20 protein-coding genes are annotated in these 21775 nt (G+C 37.0%); 6 read left to right on the forward strand and 14 right to left on the reverse strand.

Features of this window, described 5'->3' with window-relative positions; all coding sequences use genetic code 11:
• Window positions 1-6: 6 nt before the first annotated feature.
• From OC530_RS03975 to ruvB, 3 genes are all read right to left on the reverse strand, one after another.
• Entirely contained in the window at window positions 7-765 is a 759-nt protein-coding gene (locus tag OC530_RS03975; RefSeq protein WP_000466722.1) for an isoprenyl transferase, read from the reverse strand.
• 229 nt (window positions 766-994) lie between these two features.
• Complete coding sequence (locus OC530_RS03980) at window positions 995-1567, reverse strand: nucleotidyltransferase family protein (protein WP_262079688.1); 573 nt, start codon at window positions 1565-1567, stop codon at window positions 995-997.
• Window positions 1548-2546 (reverse strand): Holliday junction branch migration DNA helicase RuvB, encoded by a 999-nt coding sequence (gene ruvB, locus OC530_RS03985; protein ID WP_125443323.1) that lies wholly within the window; start codon window positions 2544-2546, stop codon window positions 1548-1550. The genes OC530_RS03980 and ruvB overlap by 20 nt, the downstream gene beginning before the upstream one ends.
• Window positions 2547-2679: 133 nt before the next feature.
• On the opposite strand from ruvB, the gene OC530_RS03990 reads away from it, so the two are divergent.
• The gene (locus OC530_RS03990; protein ID WP_000969509.1) at window positions 2680-2772 is read left to right on the forward strand and encodes a type I toxin-antitoxin system Fst family toxin; all 93 of its coding nucleotides are present in this window, start codon (window positions 2680-2682) and stop codon (window positions 2770-2772) included.
• Between the two features lie 578 nt (window positions 2773-3350).
• On the opposite strand, the gene OC530_RS03995 is transcribed toward OC530_RS03990, so the two are convergent.
• The 11 genes from OC530_RS03995 to OC530_RS04045 form a co-directional block, all read right to left on the reverse strand.
• On the reverse strand, window positions 3351-3767 hold the full coding sequence (locus OC530_RS03995; protein ID WP_173274977.1) for a GNAT family N-acetyltransferase: 417 nt from the start codon (window positions 3765-3767) through the stop codon (window positions 3351-3353).
• Window positions 3768-3778: 11 nt separating this feature from the next.
• Window positions 3779-4474, reverse strand: a complete 696-nt coding sequence (locus tag OC530_RS04000) for a GNAT family N-acetyltransferase (protein ID WP_262079698.1) — start codon at window positions 4472-4474, stop codon at window positions 3779-3781.
• Between the two features lie 109 nt (window positions 4475-4583).
• Window positions 4584-7085 carry a leucine--tRNA ligase gene (leuS, locus tag OC530_RS04005; protein WP_262079700.1) on the reverse strand — a complete coding sequence of 834 codons (2502 nt, stop codon included), beginning with the start codon at window positions 7083-7085 and terminating at the stop codon, window positions 4584-4586.
• Between the two features lie 350 nt (window positions 7086-7435).
• Window positions 7436-8524: a glycerol dehydrogenase gene (locus tag OC530_RS04010; protein WP_262079702.1), complete on the reverse strand. Its 1089-nt coding sequence runs from the start codon at window positions 8522-8524 to the stop codon at window positions 7436-7438.
• A 17-nt stretch (window positions 8525-8541) separates the two neighbouring features.
• Window positions 8542-9210 carry a fructose-6-phosphate aldolase gene (locus OC530_RS04015; protein WP_000395425.1) on the reverse strand — a complete coding sequence of 223 codons (669 nt, stop codon included), beginning with the start codon at window positions 9208-9210 and terminating at the stop codon, window positions 8542-8544.
• An 18-nt stretch (window positions 9211-9228) separates the two neighbouring features.
• Entirely contained in the window at window positions 9229-11667 is a 2439-nt protein-coding gene (locus OC530_RS04020) for a glycyl radical protein (protein ID WP_262079706.1), read from the reverse strand.
• Window positions 11668-11825: 158 nt separating this feature from the next.
• The gene (locus tag OC530_RS04025) at window positions 11826-13115 is read right to left on the reverse strand and encodes a PTS sugar transporter subunit IIC (protein ID WP_262079708.1); all 1290 of its coding nucleotides are present in this window, start codon (window positions 13113-13115) and stop codon (window positions 11826-11828) included.
• Window positions 13116-13131: 16 nt separating this feature from the next.
• The gene (locus OC530_RS04030; protein WP_000238723.1) at window positions 13132-13440 is read right to left on the reverse strand and encodes a PTS sugar transporter subunit IIB; all 309 of its coding nucleotides are present in this window, start codon (window positions 13438-13440) and stop codon (window positions 13132-13134) included.
• A 45-nt stretch (window positions 13441-13485) separates the two neighbouring features.
• Entirely contained in the window at window positions 13486-13806 is a 321-nt protein-coding gene (locus OC530_RS04035) for a PTS lactose/cellobiose transporter subunit IIA (RefSeq protein WP_000425250.1), read from the reverse strand.
• 194 nt (window positions 13807-14000) lie between these two features.
• The gene (locus OC530_RS04040; protein ID WP_001070838.1) at window positions 14001-14981 is read right to left on the reverse strand and encodes a sugar-binding transcriptional regulator; all 981 of its coding nucleotides are present in this window, start codon (window positions 14979-14981) and stop codon (window positions 14001-14003) included.
• A gap of 12 nt (window positions 14982-14993) precedes the next feature.
• Window positions 14994-15740 (reverse strand): DeoR/GlpR family DNA-binding transcription regulator, encoded by a 747-nt coding sequence (locus OC530_RS04045; RefSeq protein ID WP_262079712.1) that lies wholly within the window; start codon window positions 15738-15740, stop codon window positions 14994-14996.
• A gap of 121 nt (window positions 15741-15861) precedes the next feature.
• Here OC530_RS04045 and OC530_RS04050 point away from each other — a divergent pair, with 121 nt between their 5' ends.
• The 5 genes from OC530_RS04050 (at window position 15862) to OC530_RS04070 (ending at window position 21772) form a co-directional block, all read left to right on the forward strand.
• The gene (locus tag OC530_RS04050) at window positions 15862-16638 is read left to right on the forward strand and encodes a glycyl-radical enzyme activating protein (RefSeq protein WP_000406173.1); all 777 of its coding nucleotides are present in this window, start codon (window positions 15862-15864) and stop codon (window positions 16636-16638) included.
• Window positions 16639-16812: 174 nt separating this feature from the next.
• The gene (locus OC530_RS04055) at window positions 16813-18462 is read left to right on the forward strand and encodes a histidine kinase (protein ID WP_262079714.1); all 1650 of its coding nucleotides are present in this window, start codon (window positions 16813-16815) and stop codon (window positions 18460-18462) included.
• Window positions 18455-19225: a response regulator gene (locus OC530_RS04060; RefSeq protein ID WP_262079716.1), complete on the forward strand. Its 771-nt coding sequence runs from the start codon at window positions 18455-18457 to the stop codon at window positions 19223-19225. The genes OC530_RS04055 and OC530_RS04060 overlap by 8 nt, the downstream gene beginning before the upstream one ends.
• 297 nt (window positions 19226-19522) lie before the next feature.
• Entirely contained in the window at window positions 19523-20563 is a 1041-nt protein-coding gene (locus OC530_RS04065; RefSeq protein WP_262079719.1) for an ABC transporter substrate-binding protein, read from the forward strand.
• Between the two features lie 162 nt (window positions 20564-20725).
• Window positions 20726-21772: an ABC transporter substrate-binding protein gene (locus OC530_RS04070; protein ID WP_000731166.1), complete on the forward strand. Its 1047-nt coding sequence runs from the start codon at window positions 20726-20728 to the stop codon at window positions 21770-21772.
• Window positions 21773-21775: the final 3 nt, after the last annotated feature.

Consider the following 21775-nt stretch of genomic DNA (forward strand, 5'->3'; position numbering starts at 1 on the left):
TTCCTCCTAAACTCCTCCAAATCGGCGATGACGACGATTATAGGCAAGAATGGCTTCCTGCAAGGCCGCTTCGTCAAAATCAGGCCATAAGGTGTCCGTAAAATAGAGCTCACTATAGGCTCCCTGCCATGGAAGGAAATTGCTCAAACGCAATTCTCCACTAGTACGGATAATCAAGTCTGGGTCTCGTAACTCCTTAGGCAAATGCTGGGTGAAGAGATAGTTGCCAATCAATTCCTCTGTGATGTCACCTGGGTTGATTTTGGCATCTAACACATCCTGGGAAATCAACTTAAGCGCCTGTGTAATCTCAGCGCGTCCACCATAGTTAAGAGCAAAATTAAGAATCAATCCTGTGTTGTTCTTAGTCAATTCTTCAGCCTTGGTTAAAGCTTCAAAGGTTTGCTTAGGCAGGCGGTCTGTCTCCCCAATCATTTGAATCTTAACATTATTCGCATGCAGTTCCGGGACATAATTATCATAAAACTCTACTGGCAAGTTCATGATAAACTTGACTTCCTGATCTGGACGGGTCCAATTTTCCGTAGAAAAAGCATAGACCGTAATAACCTTAACGCCTAGTTTGTTGGCTGCCTTGGTCACAGTTTGCAATGCTTCCATGCCCGCCTTGTGTCCGAATACTCGCGGTTGCATACGTTTTTTAGCCCAACGGCCATTGCCATCCATGATGATGCCGATATGAGCAGGAACCTGTGTCGGAACCTCTACTTCCACAGCCTTATCTTTCTTAAAAAATCCAAACATGATCTTATTCCTATTCAAAAATCTATCGTTTCATTATACCATATTTCCCTATTTTCTTCTATCACTAAGCTATTTATTCTCAGGCACAAAGCCCATTTTTCAAAAAAATAAGTCGCCTGATTGGGCGACTCTATTTTATAGGGAGATTATTATGAAAAAGTTTTAGGAGTTTAAGTTAAGGTCTTCTTAACTTATGGACTTAGTATACACTTCCTAGCTTAAAGTTTCCTTAAGTATTTTTAAAAATCAAATTTTTCCATTTCTCCTGCCAATTTTTCTTGGATAGACGTGTTCGATAAAGTTCCATTCGGTCTTCATTCTCTAAAAAATGAGGAGTTGGACGAATTTGAAAATTCAAAATATCCTCCAAACCATAAGGGGAATAGAATTCAAAATCAGATTCTTCATTCAAGCGCAGTCCAACTGCCGTACACCGTTCTGGATACTTACTCATGGCATCACGGGAACTGGTATAGGGAGCAGTATGAGGGCTATGCTGGTGCATATAGACTTGATTTTTCAATTCCCACTGGTACTGTGGAAAGTCCTCTCTCAGCTTTTTCTCTAGGGACAAGGTTTCCTCATAAGAAATATCTGGATCAAAGAAAATCACATCTACATCTGTTTCAAGATCAAATGCTGATCTGTCTGACAAGAGATTCCAGATGAAATTTCTGACAGAACCTGCTGCCAACCAAGAATCTTTCAAACCAAGGTTACGGATGATGGTCAGAATAGCCATCATATCCGGATTTTCTCTAAAAGCCTCTATAATTTCTTGCTCATTTTTCATTGTATTCATAACCTAAATGATCATATGCCTTAGCAGTCGCCACCCGTCCAGACCGTGTCCGCATGATAAAACCTTTTTGAATCAAGTAGGGCTCATACATGTCTTCGACAGTCTCACGCTCTTCTGCTATGTTAACAGAAAGAGTTCCTAGACCAACAGGACCACCACCGTACATCTCAATCATGGTTCGAAGGATTTTTTGATCCACATAGTCCAAACCTTCATGGTCAACATCCAGCATGGTCAAAGCCTTATCGGTAATAACATCATCGATAACCCCATTTCCCATAATCTGGGCAAAATCGCGCACGCGCTTGAGGAGACGATTGGCAATACGAGGGGTTCCTCGACTACGCAAGGCCAGCTCGGATGCTGCCTCATGAGTGATTTCCATCTCAAAAATATCTGCCGTCCGCTCAACAATTTCTGTCAAGTCAGCATGAGCATAATACTCCATATGCCCCGTAATCCCAAAACGTGCCCGTAGCGGATTTGAGAGCATACCTGCCCGAGTCGTCGCACCAATCAAGGTAAAAGGTGGCAACTCCAAATGAACACTGCGACTGCCTTCACCAGCCCCAATCATGATATCAATGTAGAAGTCCTCCATGGCACTATAAAGCACCTCTTCCACCGACATAGGCAAGCGATGAATCTCATCAATAAAGAGGACATCTCCAGGCTCTAAGTCATTCAAAATCGCTACCAGATCACCAGCCTTTTCAATGACTGGACCCGAAGTCTGCTTGAGATTGACACCTAGTTCGTTGGCAATAACAAAAGCCATGGTCGTTTTTCCCAAGCCTGGAGGCCCAAATAAGAGGACATGATCCAGCGCTTCATCCCGCATTTTGGCAGCTTCGATAAAGATTTGGAGCTGATCCTTGACCTTGTCCTGCCCAATATATTCACGTAAGTACTGAGGACGGAGCGTGCGTTCTACCAACTCCTCATCCCCCATTATCTCATTATCTAAAATTCTACTCATGGCTCTATTATATCAAAAAACCAAGCCACAAACAAAAAAGCCACCCGATTGGGTGACTCCTGAGTTTAGCACGTATGTGGTATAATATTCTACGGCACTGCTACACCGCCTACGAAAGGAGGTGAGATAGCCCATGATGGATACAATACTTAAAACTATCATCGGACCAATTGTGGTCGGTGTCGTTCTTCGCTTAGTCGATAAATGGCTAAACAAGGACAAATAGTGTCAAAAAGACCCCAAGCTTATTTGGTCGTGAGCTTGGGGTCTTTTCTAGCCTATGATATAGACACAATACTTAATTCTCTTTTATTATCCCATAGTTCACAAAATTTGTCAAAGGTTTACATCCTCATCCATTCAGCTTCTCCAACTTTAGAATCTGTCCAATAAAGTTTATAAGATTTAGAGAAAGCTATTGAAAAATGATATTTAGAAAACTTCCGAAAAGCCTGAAATAGAGCAAAAAAACTCCACCTGATTGGGTGGAGTTAAGGGAGATTATTATGAAAAAGAAAAGTTTAGGATTTTATTAAATAAAGTTAGGAGGTCTTTATTTAATAACTATATGATACAAGACAAAGCTTAAAACTAGCTTAACTTTTTTCAAATTCTACCATTTTTCAAAAAATTTCTATTACCATCACCTCACCCCACAAAAAAGCCACCTGATTGGGTGGCTTCATTAGGAGATTATGATGAAAAAAGTTTTAGGATTTCATTAAATAAAGTTAGGAGGTCTTTATTTAATAACTATATAATACTAGACCATCCTTAAACTTTGCTTAAGAAAAACAAGTTTTATTATTTTTCTCGATTCATCCAAGTCATTCCTATACAATTATAGGTGGATAAGATTTCAAAGCCCATAGAACGATAAAATCCCACGTTTTTTTCTGTCTCTTCTGTCACCAGCTGGACTTGATAGGCATCTTTGTAATACTCTAAAGCCTCTTTCATCAAGGCACTACCAATCCCTTGACGCTGATAGCTAGGCAAAACAATCAAATCCTGTACAAAAACTGATGAAAAACCATCTCCAACCAAACGAATCAAGCCCACTACAGCATCACCATCAAGTGCCAGATAAATTACTAATGAATGAGATAAGGCCTGCTCCAGCATCTCTGGTTGATGGGTATAATTTGTCCAACCGACAGCCTGATAGAGATGCAAAACATCCTCTAGCTTGACAATTTCTTGCTTTTTAATAGTAATCATCTCAACACCTCTTAAAGCTCTCTCAAACTCTTGTACTGCTGTCCATTTTTATCAAAATTTTCAGGACGCAACCATGTTTCCAAACGAGATTTTACTTTGGGCCAATCCTTATCAATTATAGACAACCAATTCGTATCCCTCGTACGCCCTTTATAAACCACTGCCTGACGGAAAGTTCCTTCATAAATAAAGCCCAAACGCTCCGCAGCTCGTCTGGATGGCAGGTTAAGAGCATCGCATTTCCACTCATAACGACGATAGTTAAGCTCCTCAAAGACATAGCGAGCCAAGAGATACTGGGCTTCTGTCCCTATCCTTGTCCCCCTGAGTTTTGGAGAAAAAGTGACAGCTCCCACTTCTATTACTCTGTTATTCTGGTCAATGCGCATGAGAGAAAAAGTTCCCAAAGCCTTACCAGTTGCCTTGTCTATGATTGCATAGTAAAAACGGTCCTTACGAGCCAACATCTGATTTAAAAGGCTGACCAACTCCTCCATATCTGCTACTGGTTCCTGAAAGAGGTAGGTCCACATCTCCCGAGGAGTATCCGGACCATAAACAGCTAATAAATCCTCCGCATGCTTTTCCACTGAAAGAGCTTCTATTCGAGCATATCGCCCTTCTAAGAAATCAATAGAAGGCAATTCACCTGGAGTATAACCTCCCATTGACTCCCCAATCATTTGACCATATTCATTTACTGGCATAGTATTCTCCTTGTTTCACTTTTCAAACTTTATAGTTGCCCATAGTATATCATACTTTCATAAGAAGATTCAAAAAATCCTCCAGATTCTACTCTGAAGGATTCCTATCTTATTTCACAACAATGTTAACCAATTTATTTGGTACACTAATCACTTTCACGATTTCCTTACCATCAATTTCTGCTTTGACTTTTTCATCCGCTAGAGCAATTTCTTGTAATTCTTCACGTGATAGATCTTTAGCAACCATGAGTTTGGCACGAACTTTTCCTTTGATTTGGACAACGATTTCGATTTCGTCTTCAACCAATTTGCTTTCATCCCATGTTGGCCAAGTCACGTAAGAGATTGACTCACCTGTTGCTGCAACTGTTTGCCAGAGTTCTTCTGCCAAGTGAGGTGCAAATGGTGCAATCAACTGAACAAAGCCTTTGGCGTAGTCTACATAAAGTTTGTCTTCCTTGTTGGCAGCATTGACAAAAACCATAAGTTGGGCAATAGCTGTGTTGAATTTCATAGACTCGATTTGCTCTGTGACAGCTTTAACTGTTTCGTTGTAAACCTTGTCGAGAGAGCCATTGTTTTCTGCAAGGATTTCCTTACTCGTAATCAAACGGTAAACACGGTCAAGGAATTTACGGCTTCCTTCCAGACCTTCTTCTGACCAAGCGATTGAAGCATCAAGTGGTCCCATAAACATTTCATAAACACGAAGGGTGTCAGCACCGTATTGTTCCACCACATCATCTGGGTTAACAACGTTCTTGAGCGATTTAGACATCTTGGCTGGTGCTTGCTCCAACTCTTCCCCTGTTTCCACATGGAAGAAAGAACCGTCACGTTTTTCAACCTTATCGGTTGCCACAAGAGCCCCACGATGGTCACGGTAGCTTGTTCCCAAAATCATTCCTTGGTTAAAGAGTTTTTGGAATGGTTCCTTAGTCGGAACAACACCGAGGTCATAGAGGAATTTATGCCAGAAACGAGCGTAAAGCAAGTGAAGAACAGCATGCTCTGCACCACCCACATAGATATCTACTGGCAACCATTGTTTGAGAAGATCCTCATCAGCCAATTTCTCAGTATTATGCGGGTCAATATAACGGAGGTAGTACCAGCTTGAACCAGCCCACTGTGGCATAGTATTGGTTTCGCGACGACCCTTGACACCATCTTCACGGGTCACTTCGAGCCAGTCTGTCAAGTTAGCCAATGGACTTTCCCCTGTACCTGAAGGGCGGATATCCTTGGTTACAGGCAAGACAAGTGGCAAGTCACTTTCTGGAACAGCTGTTGAAGTTCCATCTTCCCAATGAATAATAGGAATTGGCTCACCCCAGTAACGTTGACGGCTAAAGAGCCAGTCGCGGAGACGGTAGGTAACCTTCTCTTGTCCACAGCCTTTTTCTTCCAACCAAGTCACAATCTTGGCAATAGCATCTTCTTTGTTCAATCCATCTAGGAAGTCTGAATTGACATGAAGGCCATCCTCTGTGTAGGCAGCTTCTTCAACGTTTCCACCTTCAAGCACTTCTACGATTGGAAGGTCAAAGTGTTTGGCAAATTCCCAGTCACGTTGGTCGTGGGCAGGAACAGCCATAACCGCACCTGTCCCGTAACTAGCGAGAACATAATCCGCAATCCAGATTGGAATTTCCTTGCCATTGACAGGGTTGATGGCATAAGCACCAGTCCAAACACCAGTTTTTTCTTTGGCAAGGTCTGTACGAGCCAAGTCTGACTTGAGGCTGGCTTGGTGTTTATAGTCTGCTACTGCCTCTGCTTGCTCTGAACTTGTGATTGCATCAACCAAGTCATGTTCAGGAGCTAAGACAGTGAAAGTCGCACCGAAAAGGGTGTCCGGACGAGTAGTAAAGACTGTAAATTCCTTATCTGTCCCCTTAATTTTAAAGGCTACATTAGCACCAGTTGATTTACCAATCCAGTTACGTTGCATGTCCTTGATAGACTCTGGCCAATCTAGTTCATCTAAGTCATTGAGCAAGCGCTCTGCGTATGCCGTGATTTTGAGCATCCATTGGCGCATTGGTTTGCGGACAACTGGATAGCCTCCACGCTCAGAAGTTCCGTCAGGAAGAACCTCTTCGTTAGCAATGGCTGTTCCCAATTCCTCAACCCAGTTTACTGGTACTTCCGCTTCATAGGCCAAGCCTTTTTCGTAAAGCTTAGTGAAAATCCATTGCGTCCATTTGTAGTAGTTCGGATCTGTAGTATTGACTTCACGATCCCAGTCGTAAGAGAATCCAAGCGCATTGATTTGGCGTTTAAAGTTGGCAATGTTTTCTGCTGTGAATTCCGCTGGGTCATTCCCTGTATCCATCGCATATTGCTCAGCAGGCAAACCAAAAGCATCCCAACCCATTGGGTGAAGGACATTGTAGCCTTGCGCACGTTTGTAACGGCTGAGGATATCGGTTGCGGTATAACCTTCTGGGTGTCCTACGTGCAGACCCGCTCCAGATGGATAAGGGAACATATCAAGAGCATAAAACTTAGGTTTTGATGCGTCTGTTCCTGTCTTAAATGTATGATGTTCTGCCCAGTAGCCCTGCCACTTAGGCTCAATTTCTTTATGATTGTAAAAACTCATGGTCTCTCTCCAATTTTGTGATGTTACTATTATACCATTTTTGAAGGAATTTGAAATGTGTTAAAAGAAAAAACTGTATACTGTATTTCATTAATTTTGATGGCTCTGAATTGCTCTATCACCCACTTTTTTATCTTATTGTTATGCGGGAAATCAAAGAGCAAAACAAGAAGCTTATCTCTTATAACACAAAATACTAATTTTAGACCGAAGATACGACTGGAATGCTAATTAATGTATTTATAGTAAATAGCCGACAACCTGTGTCGCTTTTTAATTTATGAAGAGCGTCGGATTCAATACGAGGATCAATAAAAGACTACTATTTGGAAAACAGTAGTCCTTATTGTTTATTTTGAATTTACATAGGCGTCTACAGCAATGATAGCTTGAGCAACATCTGAAGGCGAAATCTTAAACGGCATCTGATGGATTGTCTCACCCTCCATAGTTGCTTGTTTACCAACTTTTATTAAATCATCATATCCAACTTGATCTAAATGCATTTCTTTTAGAGTTGTTGGCATGCCAATTTTTTTGTAAAACTCAATATACTTATCAAGTTCTTCTTTAGGTCTATTTTCCAATAAAAGTTGTACCAAAGTTCCATAAGCTACTTTTTCACCATGTGTTAAATGATGAATGTCACCTGTCAATGCAGTAAAACCATTATGAATCGCATGCGCCGCAGCTAATCCTCCACTTTCAAAACCTAGGCCACTCAATAAAGTATTAGCTTCAACAATATTTTCTAATGCTGGTGTCACCACTTTAGCTTCACAAGCTACCATAGCCTGTAAACCATCTGCAAACAGCGTTTCTTCACATTTCTTCGCAATTGCAACTCCAGCCAACGTTTGTTGTTGTCCTAACATAGTTTTTCCATTTGCCTGCATAACCGCACGCGCCTCAACCCAAGTTGCTAAACCATCTGCAATACCAGACGCTAATAGACGCTTAGGAGCTTGTGAAATAACTTTTGTATCAACCAAAACTAAATCTGGATTTTTAGAATAAAATAGATAATGATCAAATGCACCTTCATCTGTATAAATAACAGATAAAGCAGATACAGGTGCGTCTGTCGATGCAATTGTTGGAGCAATAATAACAGGCTTTTCAATCAAATCTGCAATAGCTTTCGCACTATCAATCGTCTTTCCACCACCAAGTCCGATAATACTATCACAATTCTCTTTCTCAGCTAAGGCAACAACTCGATTGATTTCATTGTCAGAAGCTTCACCATTAAACTGAGCTAGAACAATATGGAAACCATACCTATGTAGGTAATCTTCAAATCGTTTTCCAACAATATCATAAACCAACCGATCGCATAATAGAATAGGACGATTTCCCAAATCCAATATTGATTTGGCATTTTCAAACAAGGCATTTTCCCCTTGAATATATCTAGAAGGGCTAGCAAAAATTCTCATATGTATTTCCTCTCTACCTAGATGGAACGACTATTTTGAATAACAAACCAATCATCAGAAAAATCGTCAACCGCCTTTTGGATAGATGGCATGGCGAAAGCTGATTCAAAAACATCTGCTCCTGCTGTAACAGCATGCGCACCTGCAGCTAAAGCATTATTTACTTGTGCTACATTTTTAAAGGATGCGGCTAAAATCTTACTAGGAGAGTTCTGTCTATCAATAGCAAGAGCTAATTGACGAATGACAGAATTTGAATCGATGTTTAGATTCTCCATTCTGTTATAATATGGAGCTAGGTAATCCGCTCCTGCTTCAATAGCTAATAATCCCTGAATAACTGTATAAATAGCTGTTGCAGTGATATGATAGCCCTCTTTTTTTAGCACCTTTATTGCACGTAATCCAGCTGGAGTAACAGGTACTTTGATAAATATATCATCTCCTGCTTGTCTCCGAATTTCATGAGCATCTTTTAAGATACCTTCAAAATCTTGAGAAATCACCTGAACATGAATAGAGGGTGTAGAGCCAATCAATTCTCTTACATCTTTGATTCGTTCAAAAAAATTAATAGAACCCTCTCTTTTGGCAATAGTGGGATTTGAAGTTACCCCAGCTAGCGGTAAAATTTCAGACCATTTTTTAATCTCATCTAAATTTAATGTGTCAAGCATAAATTCCATAAAAAGAACCTCTTTATTTTACAAAGTATGCTCAGTACGTCCTATAATATCATCTTGGGTTGCCTTAGAAAGAACATTGAAGAATGCAGAGTATCCTGCAACACGAACAATTAAATCTCTGTGTTTTTCAGGATGTTTCTGAGCGTCAATCAACGTCTCTCTGGAAACAACATTGTATTGAATATGGTACCCATGTAAACGATTAAAGAATGTTCGTAACAAAGCAATTAGTTTTAATTTATCTTCTTCTTTGGCTAACGTTTGAGGATTTACTTTCTGATTTAAGAGAACCCCACCTACGATTTCATCTGTTGGTAATTTTGAAACAGATTTTAAAACAGATGTAGGACCGTGTTGATCCATATTATGTGATGGTGAACAACCCTCTGCTAGCGGTGTACCTGCATTGCGGCCATCTGGAGTTGCTAATGTCCCACGTCCCTGTCCTACGTTGGCTGAGATAGAAGATGTTCCTGAATAACGAATTCCTCCAATAGGACCTCTTCCATAACGTGTATTAGGATATTTAGCAATTTCATCAACATAAATGTCATAAGCAGCAGTAACCAATTTGTCAGCATAATCATCATCATTACCGTACTTAGGTGCATCATGAATCAACATTTCTTGAATGACCTTACCTTCTTCTCCGGCATAATCTGTTTCCAGTGCATGCCAAAGCTGACTTGGGCTTATACGTTCTTCCTCAAATACCAATTTTTTAATTGCAGCTAATGAATCCGACAAATTTGCAATTCCAACTTGCAAACCTGATATATAATCATATACTGCTCCACCTTCTTTAAGGTGTTTTCCACGACCAATACAATCATCAGTCAATGCTGAACATAGAATATCAGGAACTTCTCGTTCCAATGATAAATCAATAGAATTTTCAACAATAACACTCATTCGTGTCAAATATCTTAGTGTTTTATCCCAAGCATTTTCTAATTCAGAAAAGTTCTTCATATCCTTAAAATGACCAAAGCTTGGTGCAAACCGTTTACCCGAAGCTGGATCAATTCCATCATTCATCGTGATAAGTAGAACCTTAGGGAAGTTCATATAACTCATACCTGTGCAACGATAGCCCCATTTCCCTGGAACTGCCGTTTCAACACATCCAATGGCACTGTAATCATAAGCATCATCTTCCAATACTCCTTTTGCAATAAAAGAAGGAATAATAATCTCATCATTATTAAATGCAGGCATACCAAAACCAAGTTTCATCACTTCAATACACTCATTCATGAAACGAGCATCTAAACCTGCATGGTAACGTACAGTTAGATTAGGTTGCGGTAGATGGGTTTGTGCAACTGATTTTAATACCAAATAAGATAATGGGTTAACAGCATCCTTCTTATCTCGAGTCTGTCCACCAATTGTAACATTTTGATATAAAGGACTTCCTGCTGAAGAAAATGTATGTGCTTGACTGCGAACCTTATTAATTGTAATTGTCTTAATCCAAAGATTTGTCAGACGTTCAACAATGCTATCTTCTGTTTCTTTACCACTTTCTAAATCAGCCTTCATATATGGATACATATATTGATCAAAACGACCATATGAAAGAGAGTGGCCATTAGATTCAATTTGTAAAATACATTGAATAAACCAAACTGATTGAATAGCTTCTGCAAAAGTAGTTGCCGGTTCATATGGGACTCGAGAGCAAATATCTGCAATCTCAAGCAATTCTTTCTTACGTTTAGGATTTGCATTTTCGGCTAAACTTTTAGCAAGATCAACAAAGCGATTTGCATATACTTTAATAGCATCGATTACGATAAATATAGAGTCGTAAAAATGATATTTATCAATACTTGCTGGATCTGTTAAATCTAACTCTGCTTTCGCTTTACGAGCCCGCTCTTCAAAACCTCTTAAACCAAATTGCAACAGTTTCTGATAATTAACTGCTAAGTGAGCATCTCCAGAGTTCATCTTACCTTCCATACCGAAGAATCCTGTTTCCATATAAACAGACACTTCTTCAGGTAACAAGGCACCAGCTCTCGCACGTAAATTATTATTTTCCCAAAACGGAGCAATACTTCTAAGTTGTTCTTTTGTTTCTTCTGTAATATAGAAAACGTCTCCATCACGCTTTTCAAAAAGATCCAACTCATTAAGAACAAATTCTAGCGTATATTCTGGAAAAATAGGAGCATCTTTATTGGAAGAAGCTTGATTTCCCGCAATCATAGATTCTTCTTCAATATAGATAGTCATATTTTCCAAAATTTCTTTCAGCATATATGCACGTTTTAGGACATTAGGTTGTTCCTTATATCTATCATAAGCGCGTGTTGCTAGAACTACTCTCTCAGCATCAATATAAGGTTTTTTATTTAAGACATCTTCTCGATATTTGTTCATCCTTTCAGTAAGGCTGCCAAAATATTCTGTCTTGATTGTTGTTCTTGCTACTTCTGTATTTACCATCGTAAGCACCTTTCTTTCGAAAATATTTTTGTTTCTTTCGAAAATATAATACCTAATTTTTTAGAGAATTTCAAGCTTTTAACTAGAAAAACTTTAACTCTCTAATTTTTAGCACAAATGTGTGTTTAGTGATAATACACAAATGTTTTTTACATTTATCAAACTTCATTCTGATAAGCTAAACGATCCTGTACTTTAAAGAATGGGAAGTAAACCAATGTAGACATCGCTAATATCACCAGCTGAGTAATAACTCCTTGCCATCCACCAACCATAAATCCTGATATAATAGCTGGGGTACTCCAAGGTAATGTAACTCCTGAAAATGGTTGCATGAAACCTGTTGCAATAGCTCCATATACTATCACAGCTGCAAGTACAGGAACAAGAATGAAAGGTACAAACATAACTGGATTCATGACAATCGGAAATCCAAATACAACTGGCTCATTTACGTTAAATATTGCTGGAAAAGCTGCTACTTTCCCTAACGCTTGGTACTGTTTAGATTTTGCTGCAAAAAGCATCGCAACTACAAGACCAAACGTAATCCCTGAGCCAGATAGAATTAAAAATGAATCTAAAAACTGTTGAGTAACAATATGTGCTCCATTTTCTAATGATAGATTCCCAGAGGCCAACATAGCTTTATTAGCATCAAGATTAGATAAAAGCAGAGCTGTTACTACTCCATTTACTACCGATTGTCCATGAACACCAAACCACCACAAAAATGATATAAAGAATGCAATTCCAATTGCACCATACAAAGATCCAGTTAAACCTTGCAATGGAACTTGAATAGCAGAATAAATCATTTCTATGAATGTTCCACCATTAGTCAATGAGCTCGCTAAAATATATACAATCATAGAAAGTAAGAAAATTACAAATGCTGGAATCATTGCTTCAAACTGTTTCGCAATAGCTTGTGGAACTTGTTCTGGCATCTTAATAACAATTTTTCTCTTTATAAAGAAGGTATAAATACTTCCTACTACCAAACCTATAATGATAGCACCGATAATCCCTTGACCTCCAAACCAAACTTTACTAATAGCATCCCCAATCGCCTCTCCTTGTTTAGGGATATAAGATGATCTTAGCAAAATAAAGAATGCAGATACAGATAGAACTCCAGCTGGTAAAGCCTCTACTCCGCTATTCTTAGCATAAGAATAGGCAATTGAAAAACAAGAAATTAGACCCATAATAGCAAAAGTTCCTGAATAGACTTGCATAAAAGGCTCTGTCCAATCTGCTCCAAATACACTAGCAATGCCCTTATTTAATCCTTCAAATGGCAATTGTCCCATAATCAAGAATAAACTACCAACTACTGTCAATGGCAAAATTGCTAACATACCATCTTTTAGAGCTATAATACCACGCATATTCACAAACTTCATCATAGGTGCAATGATTTTTTGAACATCCATCTTTGCCATAATAAATCTCCTTTTCTTACCCACTAATCAAAGATAGGGCCAAATCTAATACTTTTTTCCCATCTAACATACCATAGTCCATCATCGGAATAACAGCTATCGGAACATCACACTTATCACAAATTTCTTTTGATTTATCTAATGTATAAGCAACTTGAGGCCCCAACAGTGCAACATCTAGATTTGGGGCATAATCCGCTAATTTAGACTGAGAAAACGCCTCTATTTCTGCTTCAACTCCACTAGATTGCGCTGCAATTTTCATATTATTTACAAGCATACCAGTAGAAAATCCTGCTGCACAAAACAAACCAATCTTCACCATTATATTTTCCTCCTCTATGTTAATAACAATGACAATACTCTAGTATTATTTTTTATGAAGTTCTTTTCTCAAACTAATAATTTCTTTGATTAAATTAATCTCCGTCATACTAGTCATGAGATGATCTTGCGAATGGACAAAAAGTGCTGTAATCTCCGTTTTTGTACCAGACGCTTCTTGTGCCAAGAATTTTGTTTGTAGATTATGGGCTTCTAATAAGGCTGCATCAGCTAACTGTATTTCTTCTTCACATCGTTCACATGTACCGTTTTTTATGTAATCTAATGCTTTATAAATATGTTGTTTCGCATCGCCAGCATATAAAATTAAACCCATGATAATTTGATCTGGAACAATCATTTCCATAAATTCCTCCTCATTTCACTATGTAAAAAGCTTTTTTCATTTGAAATTTTAAAATTTTCTTTTGTAACTATAGAATACAACTACATAAGAAACTTGTCAATCCAAAAACAACAGATAAACTATTTTTATTTATTTAAGCACAAATGTGCAATTAGCTAAAAAGAAAAAACGATAAACTGATCAGTCTATCATTTTCACTCGCATAAAATATTTCGAAAAGAAAAATCACCATCTTCTTCTAAAACTTTTAAAATTGTATTTTTATCTGTAATCAGATGATTTACTAGATTAGCACGTAAGACAGAAAGAATCGCAGATACTTTCGTATCACCGTAAGCAACAGCTAAACTTTGAGGAATATTTTTTAAATCTTCCAAAGAGATCGCTATCGTTCTTTCCTGTAAGTTCTCATAAACTTCTTTACCTTTTGAATCAAAGAATCGACAACAAATTTCCCCTACAGTTTTAACTTTTGTCAATTCTTTAAAGTCATCCTCTGTAAGCATGTCTAACCATTGATGTTTTCCTTTATTACTAAAATCACCAATCCCAACCACAACTATATCTAAATCTTTCCAACTATTTTTCAAATCTTCAAAATATCTTGATTGCAAAATACCATCTGCTAACAATTTATTTTCTTGCACAATTGTTGCATTCATAAATGTACACTCTCCATGAAATTTTCTAGACATTTCATAAATCAGTGTATTCACATGGTATTTAGCGTGTATGTGACTAGGACCACCTGCTAGAGGATAGAAGTGAACATTTCGGACACTTTTGCTGTGGATTAAATCTACTAAATTACTTAAACTTTTCCCCCAAGAAAAGCCAATTTTCATATTATCATCAATTAAATTCCTAAGGACACCTGCTGCAACTTGAGAAATTCTTTCAGATAAAATTGTTGGATTATCATCAAATTCATTTGGAATAATTTCCAAACTTTCCAGACCATATTTTTCTTTTACATAATTTTCCAACTTAAACATATTGGTATCAAAATTCTCTATTTCAATTTTAACAATTCCTGCATTCCTTGCTTCTGTTAACATTCTACTAATAGAGGTTCTATAAATTCCTAATTTTGCTGCTATTTGTGACTGATTTAAGTTTTCAATATAATACAGATAAGCAATTTTAGAGAGCAGTTTATTCCTATCTTGATTCATACACTTAACCTCTTACGAAACTATCTTAACCATTATCCCAGCATTTTCTAATGTAGCTATATTTTGTTTAGAAAGTTTTTCGTCTGTTATTACTTCATAGACTTGACTTAAAGCAAATCTTCTTACTGTACCCCTTTTATCAAATTTACTTGAGTCAGTTAGCACAATGACTTTATCCGACGCTGCTGAAATATATTGAACTACCTCACTGCGCATTAAATCTTTTCCTGTAAAGCCCATCTCTTTATCGTAGCCATCTGTCCCAACAAAAGCTTGACGCACATGAAAAGTCTGTATCATTTCTTTTAATAAAGGTCCTACGGTAACCTGTGAATCTTTCTGAAACTCTCCACCAAGAACAATAATACGACATGAATCATAACCTCTCACAAAATTTGCTATAAAAAATGAATTTGTTACAATAGTGACATTTCTTTTTTGCTTGCAAATTTCCTCAGCAAGTAAAGCACAGGTTGAACCAGATTCTATCATTATTGTTTCATTATCTGATACCAATTTTACTGCTTCTTGAACAATTTTTCTCTTAATTTCATAATTAATTGACAAGCGTACATTTAAGTCATCTCCACTATTTAACACAGCATATCCATGCTCTCTGTGTAATAAACCTTTTGACTCTAATTTATCTAAATCTTTTCTAATCGTTACTTTCGATACATTTAACTTTTCCGATAATGTATTAACATCAATCTTTTCATATTCTGATACTAATTTAATAATTTGTTCCAATCTTTTCATTTTACACCTCCGTTTTATTCTACCAAAATAAAAAGCAAAAAACAACAAATTAAACTTTCGTTCGTAATTGTTTTTCTTTCGTTTTTGTGATAGGATAGAATTATAAAGAGGAGGAACTCTTATGGAAATATCTAAAGGAATTATTTTTAATATTCAACACTTTTCAATTCATGACGGTCCGGGTATTCGTACAACTGTTTTTTTAAAAGGATGTCCTCTGCGCTGTCCATGGTGTTCTAATCCTGAATCTCAAAGAATGAAACCTGAAAAAATGAAAGATGCTCAACGAGAAAAATTCACTTTAGTAGGTGAAGAAAAAACTGTAGAAGAAATTATTACAGAGGTATTAAAAGATAAAGAATTTTACGAAGAATCCGGTGGAGGTTTAACTTTATCAGGGGGTGAAATATTTGCTCAGTTTGAATTTGCTAAAGCCATCTTAAAGTCAGCTAAAGAACATCACATACACACTGCCATTGAAACTACTGCCTTTGTTGATCATGAAAAATTTGTTGATTTAATCCAATATGTGGATTTTATCTACACAGACCTAAAACATTATAATTCTATAAAACATAAAAAAGTGACTGGGGTTTTTAATCAAATGATTATTAAAAACATTCATTATGCTTTTTCTCAACATAAAACTATCGTTTTAAGAATCCCGGTTATTCCTGATTTTAACAATAGTTTAGAGGATGCAGAAGAATTCGCTACTCTATTTAACTCATTAAATATCGACCAAGTTCAACTACTCCCTTTTCATCAATTTGGTGAAAACAAATATCGTTTATTAAATCGGAAATATGAAATGGATGGAGTCAACGCACTTCATCCTGAAGATCTTATTGATTATCAAAAGGTATTTCTGAACCATCATATTAATTGTTATTTCTAGTTCATTTCCTTGAAATGCTCTAGCTATTTGCAGATAACAAGCATCTATAATACATACTTAACTTTTCAAAAGGTTTAGCTAAAAAATTTTAGCCAAACCTTTTCTATTTTACCTTGCTCTAAAATTTTTAAACTGCTATACTTATAACAGAAAACCCTTCCAAGGAGGTAGCGGATGTCTCATTCCTTTAAAAAATCTCTCCAAAAAGAAATTCTCCATAGAAGCTCTATCGCAGCCTTTGTGACCTCTCTTTTACTACTCATTTTACTTTTTGGTTTTTCCTATTTTTTACAAAAGCAGCAACTCGCCAAAGATACGAGACAGATTGTCAAACAGGTTCAAGAAATGAAAGAAGCAAATAATGAGCTCCTGACTACCATGAACCATAAAATGATTCTTGGATTTTTGGACGGCAAACACACAGAGAGAGAAGTCTTTAGCTTATTTTACGAGACAAAAGCTAAATTAAAACTTAGTTCTGACCTCATTATTCTAAACGATACAGGTGAATTACTATTTAGTACCAATCGAAATCACCAAGAAAGTATTTTATCAGCCTACTATCTAAAACTGCTCATTCAAAATCCTTCTCAAGAAAAAGTGACAGAAAAAATTGCACTTTCTTCAGATAAGCAACATTACACACTCTTTATCAAACCACTACTTCAAAACCAACGAGTTAAGGCCTATACTATTGCTTTCGTAAATGAGAATGATTTCATCTCAAGTTTCCCAATGATCAATTCCAAATACATCATTACCGATAGCTTTGGAAATATGTTTTCCAACAACACAAATCAGTTTACTCGCTCCACTCTTGAAAAATTGGATGAAAAACTCCTACACTCTCGCACCCACTGGTATGCGAATGAACCGCTTATTGTTCAAAAAGAAAAAGTCGGTGCTATTTTTTCAATCTATACTTTTCAATCCTTCTTTCCCATTCCTAGCTTACTCGGCCTAGCCTCCGTCCTCACCTTATGTATATTCTTCCTCTACTTCTGGCAAGCGAGACGAATTGCTCATAAGATTGCTACACACAACGCTGTTCCCATTGAAAGTTTAGTTTACCAACTTCAAGAAATTCCCAAACAAGCAGATAAAAGGCTTTCTCTACAAACAGGGGATGAGTTTGAGTTTATGGCAGAAAAAATCAACAATATGTTGTACGAATTAGATCAACTTCATCAAAAAATGTTGACCATAGAAAAAGAAAAGTGGATTTTTGAAAGAAAAATGCTGGAAGCTCAGTTCAATCCTCATTTTCTCTACAATACACTTGAGACGATTAAAATCACTTCTTTAATGGATGCAGCTCTCACACAAGACCTAATTCAAAATCTCACGCGCATTCTTCGCTACAGTATCACCGATTTAGAAAAAGAAACAACCATTTGTCAGGATTTAAAGATTATAGAGGATTACTTGATGATTCATAAGATTCGTTTCGAGCACTTTTCCTATGATATTGTCTGCCCAGAAACTGTTGATAATCAACCTATTCCTAAACTTTTCTTGCTTCCTCTAGTCGAAAATGCTATAAAATATGGGATGCAATACCGTATTGATCTTCATATAGATATCCAAATTACCTTGGAAGCAGATTCTCTAACTTTTTTAGTCAAGGATAATGCTGGAGGATTCACAAAACAAGAGCGACTCGCTATTTTAGACTCTTTAGAAAGCCCTCATACCCAGCATGGCATCGTTAACAGCTACAAACGATTGAGCAATTTCTTTTCTGATGTCCAGCTAGATTTAGGAGTCAATCGCCAAGGAGAAACTTGGGTCAAATTTATAACGAAAGGACTAACTCATGTTTAAGCTCATTATCGTAGAGGATGAACACCTCATCCGAAAATGGCTAGAAATTGCCGTAGACTACTCTGCCTTAGGTATCCAAGTCGTAGGAACTGCCAGTCAAGGTCAAGAGGGAATGAAACTCATCCAAGAAAAAGAACCTCATATTGTCTTAACAGACATCACAATGCCAATTATGGATGCTTTTATGATGTTCGAAGCCACTCGTACCCTTTCTTATGAAAAAGTTATCTTATCAGGTTATAACGATTTTCAAAATGCCAAAAAAGCCATGCAATATGGAGCAGTTGATTTTCTATCCAAACCAATTGATACCAAGGAATTGACAGAATGTCTTCACAAAATTGTTTTGCGATTACGAGTTAGCACTTATCAAGAAACTCCTTTTTTAGAAGAATATCAAACTTTACTCACCTCTATCCAACAAGTTGATACACAAAACCAAATCATTCAGCAAATTCTTGAATTTGTTCATCAACACTACTGTATGCACTTTACCATTTCTAGCATTGCAGAGAATCTAGGGTATAGTGAAAGTTATCTATATAAGGTTATCAAAGAAGACTTCCCAATGACGCTAAATGAATATATCTTACGCTACCGCCTCAAGCAAGCTATAGATAAAATGGCTGAATCCCCTAATTCTCCCTTAAGCGATATCTCTGAACAAGTTGGATTTTCAGACTATAAATATTTTGCCAAAGTTTTTAAAAAGTATCTCCATATTTCTCCAAAAGAATTAAAACTCATGGATAAAAACCATTGATGTAAAAGGATTGCTCAACTCTATTGTAGCAATCTTTTTATTTTGTACTTTTACTCAATGAAAATCAAAGTGCTAACTACTCAAATCATAGCTTTGAGATTGCAGATAAAGCGACGTGTTTTGAAGAGTATTACCATCAAAATCTCAGCTAAAATTCACCAATCCTTGATCTAGGAACTCATTTCCTATTTCTCGTTTTAGATTTCTTTAAGGTTTTTATTATATCCTGTAGAACTCTACAATTTAAAAACATTAACAATCTAGGTAGAGAAAATGTTCGTAAAAAAGGAGATACTTATGAAAAAAATACTATTCTTTCTCTCTTGTGGCTGGATATTCCTTTCTTTATCAGGATGTTCTTCACCTATAGAAGCGGAAACTAGCGCTGAAAAAGATTCAGATAACACTTTGGTTGTCTACTCGCCTAACCCTGAAGACCTTATCGAAGAAACAATCCCAGCCCTCGAAGAAAAATATGGTATTAAGGTTGACTTAGTACAAGCCAGCACTGGTGAATTGTTCAAAAAAGCTGAGGCTGAAAAAGAATCCCCTGTAGCCGATGTCATTTTCGGAGGCTCCTACGCCCTCTTCTCTTCTAACGAAAATCTTTTTGAACCTTATATTTCTCAAGAGAACGACCAGATAATCCCTGAATATCAAAATAAAACTGGATTCTACACGCCTTATACACTGGATGTCAGTGTTATCATTGCCAATTCAGCTCTTACAAAAGATATTAAAATTGAAGGCTACAATGATCTACTCAATCCTAAATTAAAAGGAAAAATCGCTACTGCTGATCCAAGTAATGCTTCTAGCGCTTTTGCTCAATTGACAAACATGCTTGTCGATCAAGGTGGATACGAAAATGAACAAGCTTGGAACTATGTGAAAAATCTCTTTACCCTAGTAGATGGAAAGATTGCATCTAGTTCTTCAAATGTTTACAAAGCTGTCGCCGATGGGGAAATGGCTGTAGGGCTCACCTATGAAGATCCTGCCTTAAAACTCTTAAACGATGGAGTTGATGTAAAAGTCATTTATCCAAAAGAAGGAACCGTCTTTTTACCTGGTAACGCAGCTATCGTCAAAAACGCCAAACACATGGACAATGCTAAGAAATTTATCGATTTCCTCCTTTCTCAAGAAATCCAAGATAAGCTAGGAACTGAAACAACAATCAGACCCATTCGTAAAAATGCTAAAACCAATAAAAATATGAAGGCTATGACAGAAATCAATATTGCCACTGAAGATTCCGATTATGTCATTAAAAATAAATCTACTATTCTTAAAAAGTACAATGATATTTTTACAGATATCCAATCTAAAAAATAAAATTTGACTTTCCAATGATTAACTGTCAAACCCTACTATAAAATCAAAAAGATTACTTCCGTTTTTGTAGAGAATTTTACTCTAATAGAATAGAATTATCGGTTTTAAAAACGCTTACATTGTTTTAAAATAAACTTAAATAACACAACGGAGGTATCCATCATGAAAAAGAAATGGATGTATTATGCTGCTTGCGGACTAGCTCTTTTTGGTCTTGCTGCTTGTTCTTCTAATGAATCTGCCGATGGCGGTTCATCTGATAAAGGAGACGGCGGTTCGCTAGTCGTTTATTCACCAAACTCAGAGGGCTTAATCGGAGCAACTATTCCTGCCTTTGAAGAAAAATATGGTATCAAAGTAGAACTGATTCAAGCTGGTACTGGAGAACTTTTCAAAAAACTAGAGTCAGAAAAAGAAGCTCCTGTAGCTGATGTCATCTTTGGTGGTTCTTATACACAATATGCTACCCACGGAGAACTCTTTGAAAACTATACTTCAAAAGAAAATGATAATGTTATCAAAGAATATCAAAACACAACTGGCTACTCTACACCTTATACACTAGATGGTAGTGTTTTAATCGTCAACCCTGATTTAACTAAAGGCATGAACATCGAAGGATATAGCGACCTTCTCAAACCTGAACTAAAAGGGAAAATCGCAACTGCTGACCCAGCAAACTCTTCTAGCGCCTTTGCTCAATTAACAAATATGCTACAAGCTCAAGGTGGTTACAAAGATGATAAGGCTTGGTCTTATGTAAAAGATCTCTTCACACTTATTGACGGTAAAATCGGTTCAAGCTCATCTGGTGTCTATAAAGCAGTCGCTGACGGAGAAATGGCTGTCGGTCTCTCTTATGAAGATCCAGCAGTTAAACTCTTAAATGACGGAGCTAATATCAAGGTAGTCTATCCAAAAGAAGGAACCGTCTTCCTACCTGCTAGTGCTGCTATCGTTAAAAAAGCGAAAAATATGGAAAATGCCAAGAAATTTATCGATTTTATTATCTCTCAAGAAGTACAAGATACACTTGGTACAACCACTACTAACCGTCCTGTTCGTAAAAATGCCAAAACAAGCGAAAACATGAAACCAATTGACAAAATCAAAACACTCACTGAAGATTATGATTATGTCATCAAGAATAAATCAGATATCGTTAAGAAATACAACGAAGTCTTTACAGATATCCAATCTAAACAGTAAAAG

The sequence above is a fragment of the Streptococcus sp. Marseille-Q5619 genome (assembly GCF_946901205.1).
GTDB lineage: Bacteria > Bacillota > Bacilli > Lactobacillales > Streptococcaceae > Streptococcus.